13 protein-coding genes are annotated in these 15,646 nt (G+C 61.9%); 3 read left to right on the top strand and 10 right to left on the bottom strand.

What is annotated here, in order from left to right; translation table 11 throughout:
- Window positions 1-525: 525 nt before the first annotated feature.
- The 9 genes from argJ to CH271_RS09095 form a co-directional block, all read right to left on the bottom strand.
- Window positions 526-1,686, bottom strand: a complete 1,161-nt coding sequence (gene argJ, locus CH271_RS09135) for a bifunctional glutamate N-acetyltransferase/amino-acid acetyltransferase ArgJ (RefSeq protein ID WP_032365003.1) — start codon at window positions 1,684-1,686, stop codon at window positions 526-528.
- 32 nt (window positions 1,687-1,718) lie between these two features.
- Window positions 1,719-3,185 (bottom strand): class I adenylate-forming enzyme family protein, encoded by a 1,467-nt coding sequence (locus CH271_RS09130; protein ID WP_032365002.1) that lies wholly within the window; start codon window positions 3,183-3,185, stop codon window positions 1,719-1,721.
- A complete protein-coding gene (locus tag CH271_RS09125; protein WP_015586125.1) occupies window positions 3,178-3,921 on the bottom strand; it encodes a TauD/TfdA family dioxygenase in 744 nt (247 codons plus the stop codon). The genes CH271_RS09130 and CH271_RS09125 overlap by 8 nt, the downstream gene beginning before the upstream one ends.
- Window positions 3,918-4,973, bottom strand: coding sequence for an asparagine synthase C-terminal domain-containing protein (locus CH271_RS09120; RefSeq protein ID WP_033188359.1), 1,056 nt, complete (start codon window positions 4,971-4,973; stop codon window positions 3,918-3,920). The genes CH271_RS09125 and CH271_RS09120 overlap by 4 nt, the downstream gene beginning before the upstream one ends.
- 101 nt (window positions 4,974-5,074) lie before the next feature.
- Window positions 5,075-5,899, bottom strand: a complete 825-nt coding sequence (locus tag CH271_RS09115) for an enoyl-CoA hydratase/isomerase family protein (RefSeq protein ID WP_052047791.1) — start codon at window positions 5,897-5,899, stop codon at window positions 5,075-5,077.
- Window positions 5,896-6,474, bottom strand: a complete 579-nt coding sequence (locus tag CH271_RS09110) for a formyltransferase family protein (RefSeq protein WP_032364999.1) — start codon at window positions 6,472-6,474, stop codon at window positions 5,896-5,898. The genes CH271_RS09115 and CH271_RS09110 overlap by 4 nt, the downstream gene beginning before the upstream one ends.
- Window positions 6,471-7,658, bottom strand: coding sequence for an argininosuccinate synthase (locus tag CH271_RS09105; protein ID WP_015586121.1), 1,188 nt, complete (start codon window positions 7,656-7,658; stop codon window positions 6,471-6,473). The genes CH271_RS09110 and CH271_RS09105 overlap by 4 nt, the downstream gene beginning before the upstream one ends.
- Window positions 7,655-9,172, bottom strand: coding sequence for an argininosuccinate lyase (argH, locus tag CH271_RS09100; RefSeq protein ID WP_052047792.1), 1,518 nt, complete (start codon window positions 9,170-9,172; stop codon window positions 7,655-7,657). Before argH ends, CH271_RS09105 begins: the two co-directional genes overlap by 4 nt.
- Window positions 9,173-9,376: 204 nt before the next feature.
- Window positions 9,377-10,000, bottom strand: coding sequence for a LysE family translocator (locus tag CH271_RS09095; RefSeq protein WP_032364998.1), 624 nt, complete (start codon window positions 9,998-10,000; stop codon window positions 9,377-9,379).
- Between the two features lie 75 nt (window positions 10,001-10,075).
- On the opposite strand from CH271_RS09095, the gene CH271_RS09090 reads away from it, so the two are divergent.
- A complete protein-coding gene (locus CH271_RS09090; RefSeq protein WP_015586118.1) occupies window positions 10,076-11,038 on the top strand; it encodes a LysR family transcriptional regulator ArgP in 963 nt (320 codons plus the stop codon).
- Between the two features lie 322 nt (window positions 11,039-11,360).
- Here CH271_RS09090 and CH271_RS09085 read toward each other — a convergent pair whose 3' ends face one another.
- The gene (locus CH271_RS09085) at window positions 11,361-11,999 is read right to left on the bottom strand and encodes a TetR/AcrR family transcriptional regulator (protein ID WP_015586117.1); all 639 of its coding nucleotides are present in this window, start codon (window positions 11,997-11,999) and stop codon (window positions 11,361-11,363) included.
- Between the two features lie 98 nt (window positions 12,000-12,097).
- On the opposite strand from CH271_RS09085, the gene CH271_RS09080 reads away from it, so the two are divergent.
- The gene (locus CH271_RS09080) at window positions 12,098-14,299 is read left to right on the top strand and encodes an MMPL family transporter (RefSeq protein ID WP_052069823.1); all 2,202 of its coding nucleotides are present in this window, start codon (window positions 12,098-12,100) and stop codon (window positions 14,297-14,299) included.
- A gap of 55 nt (window positions 14,300-14,354) precedes the next feature.
- Window positions 14,355-15,437 carry an alpha/beta hydrolase gene (locus tag CH271_RS09075; protein ID WP_015586115.1) on the top strand — a complete coding sequence of 361 codons (1,083 nt, stop codon included), beginning with the start codon at window positions 14,355-14,357 and terminating at the stop codon, window positions 15,435-15,437.
- The last annotated feature ends 209 nt before the right edge of the window (window positions 15,438-15,646 follow it).

Raw genomic sequence — 15,646 nt, 5'->3', positions numbered from 1 at the left:
GATATTTGGACGCCGTTCTGCGACAGAATTACTTCGCCCGATAAGACGTATTGAATCCTCACGGAGAATCGTGGATCGGCTTCGAGATCAACCTGTCGACGAGTAATTTCTCCTGGTCCGCACCGAATCGACGCTAAGCTGTCCCCATCGACTATTCGCGCAGTGAGTCGTGTCATACACTGTCGTTCAGGCGCGTGACACGCGGTTCCGTACACGGTGTACAGCTCGTGACTACGCTCTTCGCTAGATGCGTGGTCGGAAGTTTTGATCAGAGTTGTGGCATTGCGGTCGTTATGGGCATTGTCTCGGAACCTTTTTGAAGGTTCTCTATCGGTTGCAGCCATTTTCGCCCCCCGGCGCGAATCGTGTTCGGTCTTTAATTTGCTCATGTCCAGAGTCCGGCAGAACCGGCAACATCAACGGCCACAGGCGACGTGCTGTAACGGCTTCGACAGGTCGAGGCGTCGAGGCCGGATGCCCACTCCACGTTACTGCGGCCTGTTGGTGAAGTGATTGGAGTGATCTCTATGTGGTGTAGTCCGCGTTTATTCGAATGTATTCATCGGTGAGGTCGCAACCGAACACTCTCCAGGTGTCGGTGCCGATTCCGAGGTCTACGTTGATCTCGACGGTGGCAGTTGCAAGGTGTTCACGAACCACCTCGACGGTGTCGTGCTGGTCGAGTGACGAGCTCGGATACACATCGATGTCCGCGAATGCGACTCGGATTCTGTCGGGTTCTATGTCCACCTCGTTGCTACATTTTCCGATAGCCATGAGAACTCGACCCCAGTTGGGGTCTTCACCGTGGATCATCGTCTTGACCAAGGGAGAGTTGATGATCGACTTCCCGACCACGCGCGCTTGGCGCTCGCTCGATGCACCCGAGACCGTAGTGACGATCAGCTTGGTCGCACCTTCGCCGTCGCTGGCAATCATTTTCACCAGATCCGTGCACACTTCCTCGAGAGCCTGCTCGAACTCGGTATCGGGTACCGGGCCGGCGGCACCATTGGCGAAGACCGCCGCTGTGTCGCTGGTGGAGGTGTCGGTGTCGATCGAGACCGAGTTGTAGGTGCGGTCGACAACGTCACGAAAGATTCGGTTGAGCGTGTCCTGGGGGACGTCGGCGTCGGTGAAGACAAACGACAGCATGGTCGCCATGTCCGGTTCTATCATCCCGACGCCCTTCGCGATTCCAACGATGGTGCTGGTGCCGACGGCTCGTTCGGAGACCTTGGCGCGGGTGTCGGTGGTCATGATCGCTCGGGCCACCGCGTGCGCGTCGAGTGGTGTTCCCTGGCCGAGCCCGTCGAGTCCGGCGCGGATGGTGTCCATCGGATATTGCACTCCGATGACTCCGGTGGAGGCCATTATCAGGGCATCGGGTTCGATTCCTACGGTTCGTGCGACGGATGCGCGTATCTCGCTGGCGTTGCGGAGCCCTTCCGCGCCGGTCGCGACGTTGGCGTTCTTCGCCAACACGAGGACCCCGCGCGGACTGGTCTGCTCGATCGAGGTCTTGCTCAAGGTGACGCAGGGGCCCGCGAACAGTGACTTCGTGAAAACGACCGACGAGGTGCACGGCCTGTCGGAGATGACCATGGAGAAGTCGTCTTTACCTTCGTCTGCCAGTCCTAAATGGGTTGTCCAGCAGTGAAACCCTTGTGGGGACGCGGCGCTCATGTCTGCCCTTTCTGATCCGTGTGATGTCGAACTCAGGACGCTCTGCACCATGCCAGCAATGCGCGCCGGTCGGGCTTGCCGACAGACGTTTTCGGCCAGTCGGACATCAGAGTGATCTTTCCGATGAGACCGCAGCTGTTCATCACTTCGGTGACGCGAAGGTGGATTCGTCCGAGGTCTGCCCCGGTGGGTGCCAGGCGGCACAGTACTGTCGTCGGTGTGTCTGCTCCTGTGGCCGTTGGGGCGAAGACGACGACCTCGTCGACCTCGTCGAGTGCGGTGATCTCGTCGACCAGGACGCCTGCCGAACAGAGTTGACCGTGGTTGTTTGTCCATACGTCATCGATGCGGCCCAGGACGTTGATGGCACCGTTGTCGTGGACCATCACCGCGTCCCCGCTTCGATACCAGCCGTCCGTGAATGCGCTCTGTGTACGGTCCGGGTGTCCCCAGTAGCCTTCGGCTCGGTGCGCTCGGCGGAATTCGGGCTCGCCCACTCGATAGGTATCTGCGTCGATTCCGTGGATGGGGCGCACTCGCATCTCCACCCCGGGTAGGGGCCGCAGTTCGGCCGCGCTCTGCAACTGTGGCCGCAGATCTGCGCACATGATGCCGCACTCGGTGGCCCCGTAGAGCCTGCGTAGGTGGACCCCGCACCGCTGGTGGATCAGTCGCGCAGTGGTCGGCGTCAGGAGAGCCCCGCCCGTCAGTGCGGTGGTCAGGTGTTCACCCATTCGCTCCGATGCCGCCGGTGACGCTGCGATCGCGTCGTAGTGCGAGGGAAGGGCGCTCATATAGGTACCGTTCCAGTCGCAAATCGCTCTCGCGTGGGCAGAGGCCGGGAGACCGGCGTCGAGGTGCACCGTGGGTGCTCCCGAGAGCAAGCCCGCGAGAACGTGAACGTCCATCCCGTGCGCGAAATCGAGGGGGTGGATGTTGATGATCACATCGTCGGCTGTCAGACCGAGCTGCTGGCACCAGTCGGTGCGGTCGGCGAACAGCGATTCCTCGGTCCAGTACACCCATTTCGGCTCACCACTCGATCCGGATGTTTCGAGGATTCTTCCTCGCACGGTGTCGTGCTCGGTCACGTCGCATTGACGCGTTGGGTTGCAGTATCGGAGCTTTCGGGTTGCTGCATCGAACACGGAGGCCAGTTCGGGCAGGTCGGGGTCGATGTCGTGGTCGGTAATGGCGTGCCAGCGGCGGCCCAGTGCGCTCAGTCGGTCCCATGCTGGATGCCGCGTCCGGCTCGCCAGGTGCACGCCGCCGGCGGCCATCGTTCCCAGTAGTGCTGCAACGAAGTCTGCGGCCCCGGGGTGATGATCGACGACGACCACGTCGCCTTCGTCGATCACCGGTGCCAGTGCATCACGCCATGCCATCGCCGCGGCCGACAGCTCCCCGAACGTCGTATGGCGTCGTCCCTGGTGAAGTGCGTCCTGATCCTGTTGGGGCATGCTGTTCAGTGCGGCGAGGAACCCTCGCGCGTCAGACATTGATCTGTCCTCGGAACAAGTGTCTGACGCTGCCCGGTTCGATCGTTGTCCGCCCGTGCAGAACCTGTTCGTTGTCGAGGACGAGAAGATCACCCGGGGCCCAGTCGTGCGAGTAGAAGCTGGTACTGCCCCGCAGGTAGGAGTCGAGCCGTGCGAAGACGGCCCGGCTGTCTTCTTCGGTCGAGCCCGCCAGACGGACCGACCATCCTGCGGGGGTGGTCCGTTCCTCGGTGAACGGGAGTGCCACGTTCAACCGCGTTGTCCCCGTTGCTGATCGCACTGCAGGTGGAATCGACAGCCAGCGGTGCGCGACGTCGGGAAAGTGGGATTGGTCGGTGACGTAGTACTCCCAATCCACGTCGGTCACCGTGCTCAGGTCCGGTGGGAGTGTTGCATCGAGTAGATCCGATTGCAGACAGAGTTCTGTGCGTCCGGATCCTGTGGGCTGATCGACTGCATTGCAATACAGCGCAATGTATTTGGGACAGGTCCCGACAAGTGTGCCGTCGGTGTGCAGAGGCAGGGCACTGCGCCCGGTGACGACGCGGTCCGGTAGCGGGCTTGCGTCGAGATCGAGCAGACCTGCGCTTCCGGTGCCGAACCGATGTGTGGCGAGAGTCCCGAGCCCCTGCACGAAGACCTCGAAGTCGCTTCTGCCGAAGTCGACGTCGCCGACCAGAGCGAATCCATCCCGGGTGGCCACTGCCGCGAGATCTCCGGGATCGGTGGCCGTCACCGCTGCTCACCGCCGACCGCAACATCGTGGTTTCCCAGAGGGACCTCATCGAGGGTCTGTGCCCGGATTTGGGCACAGACGGCAGCCAGTTGTTCTCCGAGCGCGCCGTCCAACCCTGCTGACAAACCCGCCCCTTGGTGGATTGCGACTTTTCTCCCGAACGCAGTCTCACGGGGCAGTTGGTAGGCCGCGAGCTCGCGGAGGTAGTACTTTTCGATGCCGTCGACGGTCTTCAGCTGAGCGGGGACACTCTGTTGAAGGTGCAGTAGAGCAGGACTCCAGTACGGGTGGTACATGCGCGGCCCTGGGGTGAATTGGCCGGTCACCATCATTCCTGATGCGCTGGCGTCGTCGATACGTTCGTTCAGATCGCCGGCGACTGCGCCCATACCGAAATCGCTTCCGGCGTTGAGCAGATCGCTGCCGAGTCCGGTCACGAGGTCGGCACCACATGCTCGCGCCAACTCGAAGGCCACTGTCACCAGCAGATGCACGGTGATGACTTCTGCATCATCGGATTGAGTGTGCTGCATGCACGGGTAGATCGCCGCTGTCGATTCCTGTGCGGTGACGTCGATGACGTCGAGCGGCAGACCGACGTGGCGCGCTGTTCGAGAGGCACCGTCGATTTCGTCACCCCAGGGTGTGCGGAGGGTCAGTGCACGGACGTCGGCACCGGCCCTCCACAAGTAGGAGGCGAGGAGTCCGGAGTCGACACCACCGGAGAGCAGTAAGCGAATGGGACGACCCGACGATGCGATTTCCGTTGCTGCAGTGCGTAATCCATGGTCGAGCCACCCCATGGCCTGTTCGAGCGAACACCCTGGGACACCGCCCGACGGCGACGATCGGGGGACAGCGCGGTGCACCGACAACTCTCCGTCGGCGGAGCAGACCAGAGTCGTCCCGGGGCGAAGTGCCGTGGTGGTTCCTGCGCGGTGACCGACACTCGCGGCGGTCGCCGCGAATTGCGCTCCCACCGCCCATGTCCGTGCATCATCGGTGCGGGAGAGAAAGACTCGGCATTCGCCGTGCAGCGGCGTCGTGATCATGACTGTTCCGTCGTTGCGGTTCAGAACGGGGCCGGTATGTCCGCCAACACGGCGGATGCGGCCGCTGTGCGAAAAGACGACCCACCCATGATCGGTTGGGGTCATGGGTTGTCTCCGACAATTGTGCGCATCTTCTGTTGGGCCGCATCGCCTGCAGCGAACCCCGCTCGGTGGCCGGCTATTGCTGCAATACGGGCTCGTTCCATGTCGAGCAGCAGATCGTGGTTGACGAACGCCTTGGTGCGGGCAAACGGCACCGATTGGTACTCGGCCAGTGCCTGTGCTCGGGTGCATCCTGCAGCGAGCGGGTCACTATGGGCTGCAACGAGTTCATCGAGGAGGCCGTCGGAGAGTGCGGTGGTACCGAGCCATCGATCGCACCCGATGATCATTCGATTCGCCACGGCAGGCCCTACTCGGCGTTGCAGGAGCGGAGCTCCGAGTATGCAGGAGATACCCAACTTGAGCTCGGGCATACGGAGGTCCGACGTCGACGTTCCGATGCGCCAGTCGGCGCACAGTGCCAACTGAAGACCGATGCCGATGCAGTATTTGTCGATGACTGCCACGGTCGGTTTCGAGATCGACAGAACTGCTCGATACATGTCCACGCAGGCGTCGATCCATCGGTTGACCTCGGAGCCTCCCGTGAAGTCCTTGACTTCGTTGAAGTCACCGCCGACACCGAAGGATCGACCGTCTCCCCCGTACAGAACCAGCCCCTCGACATCCGGGGTGTCCCCTAGCTGCCAGACCAACTCGGTGATGCCGCGCATCTTGTCTGTGGAGAACGTGTTGTGTCCTTCACCGTCGAATTCGATGATCGCCAAGGGGCCGTTGCGAACTGCAGTACCGCCATGGGCTTCGGGCGACCTGGGCCGATCGTGGGGCTCGTGGGTGGCGGAGGGTGAGTGCAGTGTTCTCACGCTTCGACCAGCTCCCCACGCTTTCGGCGGTCTGCGTCGAGGGCGCGGCGTGTGTAGAGACGTTGTCCCCATTGTTCGCTGTGATCGGCGCTGATAGCGGTGCCGTTGCATATTGTGGTGACGATTCGATGGAATTGAGCCAGTGCGGCGGCGGCGGTGCGTTCGCTCAAGCTCGTCTCGGATTCGCCTGGGACGATGTCGAATCGGTCGACTGCGATGATCGGACCGCCATCTACCTTCGGGGTGATGATGTGGCAGGTGGCCCCGAATTGCGTCTGGTTGTCGTCGATCGCGTAGCGATATCCGCCGATCCCTCGGTAGTTCGGGGTCGCCGGGTGGAAGTTCACGGCCAGTTCCCGCACTCGATCGAGTGTGGCCTCGGACAGGATGAAGTCCGATTTGAAGGACAGAAGCAGGTCGCACCCGTGCCACTGATCGAACGATCGAGTTACTGGATCGCCGTAGTCCCAGGCAAACCAGTCGACGTCGGCGAATCTGCGGCGGAGAAAGTCGTGGGCGAGTTCGCCCCACCGTGATCCGTCGGAGATGAGCAGAACAGAGCGGGTGTCTTTCATCGAGTGACAACTCCTTCGGTGAGTGGGAGAGCCCAGCAGTACGCGAATCCGGCACCTGCTTCGTGTAGAAAGGTGTCTGCCTCTTCGTAATCGGCCAGAGCCGAGCTGTATCGGCCGTATTTCGGGGACGTCCGGCCGATGCATCGAGCGGAGCCCTTGTACAGCTCGACGGTCACTGTGCCCGTCACGCGGTGAGCCAGACGGGCGCAGTAAGCATCGAGTGCTGCACGCAGATCGGTGAACCAGTAGCCGTAGTAGACCAACTCTGCGTACTGGTCGGCGATGGACCGCTTGTGGTGGAGCGTCTCTCGGTCCAGTACGAGTGCTTCGAGATCGGTTCGTGCAGCGAGAAGAACTGTTGCAGCGGGTGCTTCGTAGATTCCGCGGCTCTTGAATCCGACGATGCGGCTCTCGAGAATTTCGGTACGCCCGATACCGTTCGCGGCCGCTGTGTCCCCGAGTTCGCTGACCAGGTCGATCAGGTCGAGCTTGCGGCCGTCGAGAGCGACGGGGATGCCTGCTTCGAACTCGATCGTGATCGTTGTTGGACGATCCGGTGCCTGCACCGGCGCGGTCGTGATCTGCCATGCATCGGGCGGTGGAGCGTGGTCGATGAGGTCGAGATCCCCGCACTCGATGCTGGTGCCCCAGATATTGGTGTCGATGCTGTACGGCGTCGTCTTGCTGACACCCACATCGATACCGTGACGATCGGCGTAGGCAATTTCGCTACCGCGGGAGGTCATTTCCCAATCGATGACAGGTGCGAGGATGTCGAGCTCGGGAGCCAACGCCCGCACGGAGGTGTAGAACCGGACCTGATCGTTTCCCTTGCCCGTGGCACCGTGAGCGACTGCGGATGCACCGCGTTCGCGAGCGATGCTGACCAGCCGCTCGGCGATCAACGGTCGAGACAACGGTGCAGCCAGAAGATATTTTCCCTCGTATGCAGCGCCGGCGGCGAGAGCCGGGATTGCATAGTCGTGGAGGAACAGGTCTCGGACGTCTTCGACGATAACTTCCGACGCGCCGGCCGCGGTTGCGCGCTTCGAGACGGCCTCGAGGTCCTCGATTTGGCCGAGGTTCGCGCAGTACGCGATGACCTCGGTCTGATAGCGCTCTTTGAGCCAGTGCACGGCAACGGATGTGTCCAATCCGCCGGAATATGCCAGGACGATGCTCATACCCCGACCTCCATCGCGAGTTCGGGCACGCTCACGCCGCCGACGACGGATCGCGCTGCTCGTAGGCATTCCGCCTTCGCCTCCCAGAGGCGGGTTCTGGCTTGCCGGATTTCGGCGAGTCTGTCGGTCACGTCGGCCAGGCCTTGCTCCTGCTGTTCGGAGACCCGCGTCGGTCCGGTGGATCCGGCAGAGATGTAGCTGCGCAGTGTGTGGAGCGGATCGCATATCTGCTTCATGTCGACCTCACTGATGTCGATGTCGTGTTCCTCGCGGAGGAAAGTGGTGGTGAACGCGACGTTGCGCAGGGTGTGACCGGCTGCGAGGGCGGCGTTGACGAGGTCACCGGTGATGCGGTGGGCTGTGCGGAAAGGAACGTCGAACCGAGAGACCAAGATGTTGGCGATCTCTGTCGCGGTCGAGAAGTTGTCCCAGCACAGGGCTCTGCCGCGAGCACCGTCGAACGCGGTGTGCAGGTTCTGGCGTCGGCACAGGCGAATGGTGTCGAGGTACGTATCGAGGGCGCCCCAGTAAACCGGTTTGTCCTCCTGCAGGTCGCAGCTGTACCCGAGACCGACCGACTTCTCCATCACCAGCAGTTGCACCAGCGCACCCACCGCGCGACCGGACTTCCCTCGCGCCAGTTCTGCAACCACCGGATTCTTCTTCTGCGGCATGATCGAGCTACCGGTCGCGAACGAATCGTGCACTTCGGCGAGAGCGTATTCGTTCGAGCTCCAGGTGACGATCTCTTCCTGCATGCGAGATAGATTCACAGCACCGCTGGCAGCTGCGCCCGCTACTTCGACTGTCCAGTCCCTCGTCGACGTCGCATCGAGCGCATTGACCATCGGTGCATCGAACCCGAGAAGCCGGGAGGTGTAATCGCGGTCCAGGGCGAATGTAGTTCCGGCGAGCGCACACGCGCCGAGCGGATTGATGTTGATGCGCTTCCAGGCATCCATCAGTCGGGAGGCATCACGCAGCAAGGCCTGTGCGTGCGCAGCCTTCCAAAATGCTACCGAAATCGGTTGCGCTGCCTGCGAATGCGTGTAGCCGGGTAGAACTGCTTCTCGTTCCGACTCGGGGCACCCGAGCAGATCCTGCACGAACATGAGCAGTTCTTCGCTGGCATCGAGCAGCCACTCGCGGGTGACCATGCGTGCGTCGGTCTGCACCTGATCGTTTCGGGACCGTGCGGTGTGCATGCGGCCGCCGACGGGTCCGATCCGTTCGATGAGCATGAATTCGGTGTTGAGGTGCACATCTTCTTGTCGGACGTCGAGCTGCAATCCACCGTCGGCTCGGCTGCTCTCCATGTCGAGCAGCCCAGCGAGAAGCGCTTTGGTGTCGGGTTCGGTGTTGATTCCCGCGCGACCGAGCATCAGAACATGAGCGATGTTCTGCCACAGGTCGTGTTCGAGCATTCTGCTGTCTACCGATGCTGTCTCTGTGTAGCGAAGTACATCGTCGGTGATATCGGTGGAGAATCTTCCACCCCAGAGCTTTTCGCTCATTGATCGGTACCCCTCTGTGTGCGTGATGGTTCGGTTTCGGTACAGGAAAGTTCGGGTTAGGGCACGGCAAAGCCAAGACCTGGCGGGATTGGACGGCCCGGGGCGCGGACCCGGGCCAAGGCGTCGTTACACAATCAAGTCAGGTCGGGCTCGGGTCGAGTAGTTGAAAGAGCGAAGGGAGAAGGGCTCGGACGGCGGGGGTGTTTACTCGAAGGCCAGCCGGACGCCGAATCCCACCAGAACAACACCCAGTCCACGCTCGAGCCACGCCCCCAAGCGGCCCTTCTCCAAGAACCGGCGAGCGGACGAGGCAAGAAGTGCGTACGAGGACAGACATATCAGCGCCACCACGAACTCGATCGACATGAGCAGCATGGACCAAACGAAAACGTTCCCGTCGCGCGGAATGAACTGCGGCAGCACCGCCAGGTAGAACGCACCCATTTTCGGATTCAACAGGTCCGCGACGAAACCGGTCATGAACGCTCGCGACCACTTCGGCTGGTGCGCGTTGTAAGTCGCGGCATCGACGTCGGTGAAGCTGCCCTTGCGCTGCCAGATACTCTGAATTCCTAGAAACACCAGGTAGGCGGCACCTGCGATACGTACCGCGTCGAATGCCCCGGGGACGCTGGTGAGCAAGGACGCCAACCCCACGGCCGCAGCGATGCCCCAGGCCATCGACCCCGTCGCCGCACCCAAAGCTACGGCGATGCCGTGACGCACACCGCCGGTAAGCGAGTGCTTGACCGCCAACATGACGTCAGGACCTGGGATTATTCCGAAGACGATAGCGACGGGGAGATAGGCCAGAACGGGGTTGTTCACGGCAAGAACGGTACGACCGCTCCAGCATCGATGCACGTTTCCTAAGTATCGCTGATCTAGGTTTAGTATTTGTGGATGTACAACCACGATCAGCTCGCCACACTTGCCGCGATCTGCGATTCAGGGTCGTTCGAGGGAGCTGCAACGGCGTTGCACATCTCGTCTTCTGCAGTCAGCCAACGCATTACCGCGCTCGAACGAGCGTCGGGGGCCGCGCTGCTACAGCGAACCAGGCCGGTACTACCCACCAGAAACGGGCAAGCCCTGCTCCGACTCGCGCGGCAGATCGAAGTCCTCACCGTCGACGCCGACGCTGAGCTACGCGGCGGCTCAACGACAACGAATACTGCTGCACCGCTGCGCTTTTCACTTGCTATCAATGCCGATTCGGTCTCGACGTGGTTCCAACCGGTGATGAAAGCGATAGCCGTCGACCGACGGATACTGCTGGACCTCCACATCGAAGATCAGGACCATACAGACGCTCTACTGCGTCAAGGCGCGGTCATGGCCGCCGTGACGACCTCACGCACCGCAGCACCTGGCTGTACGGTCGAACCGCTCGGAGCCATGGTCTATTGGCCCGCGTGCGCACCCTCACTCATTCGCGACGCCGACTCCGACGGTTGCGATCCCAGCCGCCTCCCGATGCTGCGATTCGACAAAAAGGACGACCTGCAACACGCCTATCTACGCAAGATCAAGGCGCACCGTGAGCCCCCGATCCACTACCTCCCATCGAACCGCGAATTCCTGACTGCAGCTCGACTCGGACTCGGGTGGGGCGTGCTACCGGAAGGACAAATCGCACGCGACCTCGCCGACGGGACACTCGTTCACCTCGACCCCGACCACAACGTCACCATTCCCCTGTATTGGCAACGATGGCACCTGCCATCCGAAACCCTCGACAGAATCACAGGCTGGGTACGCGATGCTGCACATAACGCATTGATCGACACACCCAAAGAACGAAAAACAGCGAACCGTCCCCCAGGTCATGCGGTGACCGGCGCGGCAACACCGGAACCTGCGTGAGTCCGGCGGTCATCGGTCCAGCTGTGACGGCTAATTGCACACCCTGATTGGACCAAAGTTGCGGCGATGCACGCCGGTCGCATGGTCCGCCGCCGGGTGCGCGCCTAAGGTCGCCGATCGCTGACCGAGCATACGACGCGGGGCGTTGAGCCTCGACCGAATGCTCCACCACGCATCGAAGTATCGATCGGCGCGGATCCCATAGTGTACGAAAAGCAGTGATTGCTGGCAGCACAACTGAAAAACGTCAAAACAGCTACTGCTGCAGCTTTTTTCAGACTGGGAGTACGCACGGCCTGCGGCGGCGCGGGTCTCTGTTCCGTCAGGGTGAGGCGAGTGCCTCGGACAGGTAACGAATCAGTGCCGCCTTGAGCTCGGTCACGAGCTGGTCCTTCTTGTTAGTTTTTTCTGCGGCGATGACGGGCATCATTCCGCGGGTGATCTGCAAGGCCACCAGCGCGTGGAGGTCGATGCGTTCGCTGGACAGGGTCGGTGCGAGTGCGGCCAAGGTCTGGGCGACCCTCTGGGAGAGTTCGCTCTGCAATGGTACGACTGCGGTATACAGGGCAGGCTGGGTATCTGCTCGCGAGAACAGTTGCAGGAAAGCCGGATTGGCCGCATTGAAGGCGACCATATTGTCGACGGCCCGGTCGATGAACTGCGGTAGAGATTCCACGAAGCCGTCCGGTCGCGGATCGACCGCGGCCGATTGGGCGTCGGTCAACTCCACGACGTAGCGTTCCGCCAATGCTGCGGCGATGTCTTCCTTGTTTCTGAAGAACTGGTACAGCGAACCCGGTGACATGCCCGATTTGCTGGCGATAGCGTTCGTGGTCGCTGCGTCGAACCCGACTTCTCCGAACAACTCCTCCGCACCGTCGAGGATCGCAGCGATGCGCTTGAGTCCGCGATCCTGACGCTTGGGTGCAGGAGAGGTAGTTGGCGTCGAGGTATTCGGCATGTGAACTCCAGGCTTTCCGGTAGACAAGACGAGCTTTCGCTCGTATTCTCGCAAATCACGAGCAATCGCTCGTATCCACGGTAGCAGGGGGACCCGCGATGCCCACCCGATTCGCCACAACTCGACCCGGCCTCACCCTCGTAGTGGCCGGCGTCCTCTTCCTCGTGCTCGCAGCAGTCGCTGCCGGTGCGATGAATGCACTGTCCCTGAACAGGTTCGAGGCGACCAACGCCCCGTCTGCGGCAGCCGAGGCGCTGCTCAACGACACCTTTCAGACCGGCACACCCAACATCACCATCCTCGTCACCGCGAAGACCGGCGACGTCGACAGCTCGGCCGTCGCCGCGGACGGGTTACGTCTGACCGAGTTCGTCGACACCTTCCCCGGCATCGACGACACATGGTCCTACTGGACCGAAGAGGTTCCGACCCTCGCCGCCGGGGACGGCAGCTCGGCGCTGATCCAGGCGTGGGCACCGGGCGACGCCACCGAAATCCGGCAACAGGTCCTTCCCGCTCTCGACGAGGCACTCAGCCGGTCGGCTACCTCGAACATCGACATCGCTCTCGGCGGCAGCGACGAGGTGTTCCGCTCCGTCGCAGAACAATCCAGGACCGACTTTCTCCGAGCAGAGCTGATCATCGCCCCGCTGGTGATCGCACTGTTGTGGGCCGTCCTACGGCGGCTCCGTCTCGCCGCAGTGGTCTTCGCAACCGGACTGTTCTCCGTCGTCGGCACCCTGGCCATCATGCGCGTGGTGGCAGCCTTCACCGAAGTATCGACCTTCGCGGCGAACATCGCGCTGGTGATGGGCATTGCACTCGGCGTCGATTACGGACTGTTCCTGATCTACCGCTTCCGAGAGGAAGCCCGCCGCACCGCTGACCTGACGTTGGCCGTGCAGCGAGCAGCGCAGGCAGCCGGACGCACCATCATGTTCTCCGGCGCCACCGTCGCCGCGTCACTGGCCGTTCTGCTGGTCTTCCCGTTCCCGTTCCTGGCCTCGTTCGCCTACGCCGGGATAGCCGTCGTCGCCACCGCCGTGCTCGCCGCTACGGTCGTACTCCCGGCCGCATTGGTGCTGCTCGGGCACCGCGCCTTACGGCGCAAGGAACCGGACACCGACGGAAGTACCGTGTGGCGGCGGATCACCGTGGCCACGACCGGCCGACCTGCAGTGTTCGCGATCGCCGGTGTGGTGATCTTGATACTGCTCGGAGCGCCGGTACTAGGCGTTCGGTTCGGCGCACCGGACGATCGCATCCTGCCGCAGTCGGTTCCGGTCCGCGCCCTGTACGACACCATCCGCGACGACTACGCCAGCGAGGATGCAGACGCAATTCTGCTCGTCGCACCGACCATCGCACCGGACGGCCTCGCTCGGTACGCCTCCGATCTCGCAGCACTGCCCCAGGTGCTACGAGTGGACAGCGCACTGGGCACCGTCGAACCCGACAGGGCGCTCACTGCTCCACCGAACGGCGCCGTCCGTTTCACTCCCGACACCGCAGGCAGCTACCTCTCGGTGGTACCGACTCGCGAATCACTGGACGACAGAGCCGGATTCGTCTCCGCGGTACGGTCGGTGGAGCCTCCCGGCCAGGTACTCGTCGGCGGCTCACCCGCGATGCTCGACGACTACACCGACGGCGTCACCGCCCGGCTCCCGCTCGTGGCCGTGCTCATTGCACTGATCACCTTCGCCATTCTGTTCGTGATGACCGGATCGATCATCGCCCCCATCAAAGCCACCATTCTGAATCTGCTGTCACTGACGGTCATGTTCGGTGTCCTGGTGTGGGGTTTTCAGAACGGCAATCTTGCTGGGCTGCTGGGTTTCACCCCTACCGGTGCCATCGAGCCGAGCATCCCCATCCTGATGTTCTGCATCGCCTACGGCCTGTCGATGGACTACGAAGTCTTCCTGCTCTCGCGCATCAAAGAAGAATTCGACCGTACCGGAGACAATCGCCAATCCATCATCGATGGCATCTCACGCTCCGCACCCGTCGTCACCGCAGCAGCTCTCATCCTGGCCGCATCCTTCGCCACCTACGCCACTTCCGGGGTGACCTTCCTTCAGCAACTCGGAATCGGCATGGCACTGGCGGTCCTGATCGACGCCACCGTCATCCGAGCGATCCTCGTCCCCTCCATCATGGCCCTGACCGGCCGCTGGAACTGGTGGGCACCGCGCCCACTGGCACGCCTGCACCAGCTCATCGGCATCACCGATGCTCCACGCGTCGATACACCTGGTACCGAAGTCGACCCTGGAAGACCCAAAACCCCTGTATGAGCACTGCACTCGCACGCTCCCAGCCACCACATCCCCGCCCCGATCGGAGTACCCCATGCTCGACAGCCGCCATCACCCCCTCTCACGGCTCCTCGCCGCGATTGCGATAACCGTCGCGTCGACCGCCATCTTTCTCGGTGGAACGGCCATCGCCTCCGCGCAGCCGACCCGATCGGACGTGATCGACGTACCGGTGTCCTTCACAGTCCGCAACACCAACGACACAGCCGTCCCGTGCACCGCCGACGGCGGAACCTACACCATCCGTGGCCATCTCACCGCTCCCGCAGAGGGTTTCGGCAACGCCATCACCCTCTACGAACACGGCATCGCAGCCGGCGAATGGTACTGGCGTCTTCCAGTCGAGGGATACCACCACACCTACGAAATGGCCGCTCGCGGACAGACCTCACTGACGATCGACAGACTCGGATACGACACGAGCGACGCTCCGGCAGGCGGGGCCATGTGCGTGGGGTCCCAAGCAACGATGGCCCATCAGATCGTCCAAGCGCTGCGTACCGGCACCTATCAATGGGATGCATCCGGAACGGCCCCCACCTTCGGGCACATCACCCTCGCCGGCCAGTCGAACGGCGGGCAGATCGTCCAGATCGAGGCCTACACCTTCGACGACGTCGACGCTCTCGTCGTCATGGACTGGGCCGATCGCGGACTGACACCCGAGGCCTACGTCAGATTCTTCGCCGCCACACCACGCTGCCTCACCGGAGGCTCGGCATCGGAAAACAATCCCGCCGCCAAGGGCTACACCTTTTACGACCAAGGAACCACTGAATTCGTGACAGGAAACTATGCCGATACCGAACAACAAGTAATCGATACAGCAGCGCCCTATCAGAACCAACACCCGTGCGGCGACATGCTTTCACAAGGCCCCGGAATTCTTCTCGACCTGGCCAAAATGTCGAGCATAGACATTCCAGTTCTCGGCCTCTACGGACAGGACGACGCACGCGTGCAATTCGGTGACGAACATATTGCATCGTTCACCGGAACATCGGACAGAAAGGCGATCACGATTCCTCACGCAGGCCATTACATGGGCCACGCACGGAACGCCGCCATCGTCTTCGACTCGCTCGACCAGTGGCTCGACGCCCGACAACCCCACTGACCGCATCAGATCGGCATCAAATAGCTGAACGCACTATTGCGAGCCTGTGCACTTAACCGTGTGCACAGGCTCACAATAGTGCTCGAATTACTGGCGGTATATCTGCGCTCGAACTGAAATTATATTGTTACGGGAATCACTTTCCGAACATTTGGAATTAACGTGAAAAGAATTGACTTATCGAAAACGTGGCGCTGTACTTGAAACCA

Origin of the sequence: Rhodococcus sp. 05-340-2 (assembly GCF_002258915.1) — a bacterium.
In the GTDB taxonomy this organism is placed as follows: Bacteria; Actinomycetota; Actinomycetes; order Mycobacteriales; family Mycobacteriaceae; genus Rhodococcoides.
The sequence above is the reverse complement of the archived record's forward strand: the minus strand, read 5'-3'. Positions and strand labels throughout refer to the sequence as shown.

Excerpts from the sequence above, each read along its gene's own strand:
- argJ (WP_032365003.1), bottom strand. The coding sequence starts at position 1,686 with ATGAGCGCCGCGTCCCCACAAGGGTTTCACTGCTGGACAACCCATTTA.
- CH271_RS09130 (WP_032365002.1), bottom strand. The coding sequence starts at position 3,185 with ATGTCTGACGCGCGAGGGTTCCTCGCCGCACTGAACAGCATGCCCCAA.
- CH271_RS09120 (WP_033188359.1), bottom strand. The coding sequence starts at position 4,973 with ATGATCACGACGCCGCTGCACGGCGAATGCCGAGTCTTTCTCTCCCGC.
- CH271_RS09110 (WP_032364999.1), bottom strand. The coding sequence starts at position 6,474 with ATGAAAGACACCCGCTCTGTTCTGCTCATCTCCGACGGATCACGGTGG.
- CH271_RS09105 (WP_015586121.1), bottom strand. The coding sequence starts at position 7,658 with ATGAGCATCGTCCTGGCATATTCCGGCGGATTGGACACATCCGTTGCC.
- argH (WP_052047792.1), bottom strand. The coding sequence starts at position 9,172 with ATGAGCGAAAAGCTCTGGGGTGGAAGATTCTCCACCGATATCACCGAC.
- CH271_RS09090 (WP_015586118.1), top strand. The coding sequence starts at position 10,076 with ATGTACAACCACGATCAGCTCGCCACACTTGCCGCGATCTGCGATTCA.
- CH271_RS09085 (WP_015586117.1), bottom strand. The coding sequence starts at position 11,999 with ATGCCGAATACCTCGACGCCAACTACCTCTCCTGCACCCAAGCGTCAG.
- CH271_RS09080 (WP_052069823.1), top strand. The coding sequence starts at position 12,098 with ATGCCCACCCGATTCGCCACAACTCGACCCGGCCTCACCCTCGTAGTG.
- CH271_RS09075 (WP_015586115.1), top strand. The coding sequence starts at position 14,355 with ATGCTCGACAGCCGCCATCACCCCCTCTCACGGCTCCTCGCCGCGATT.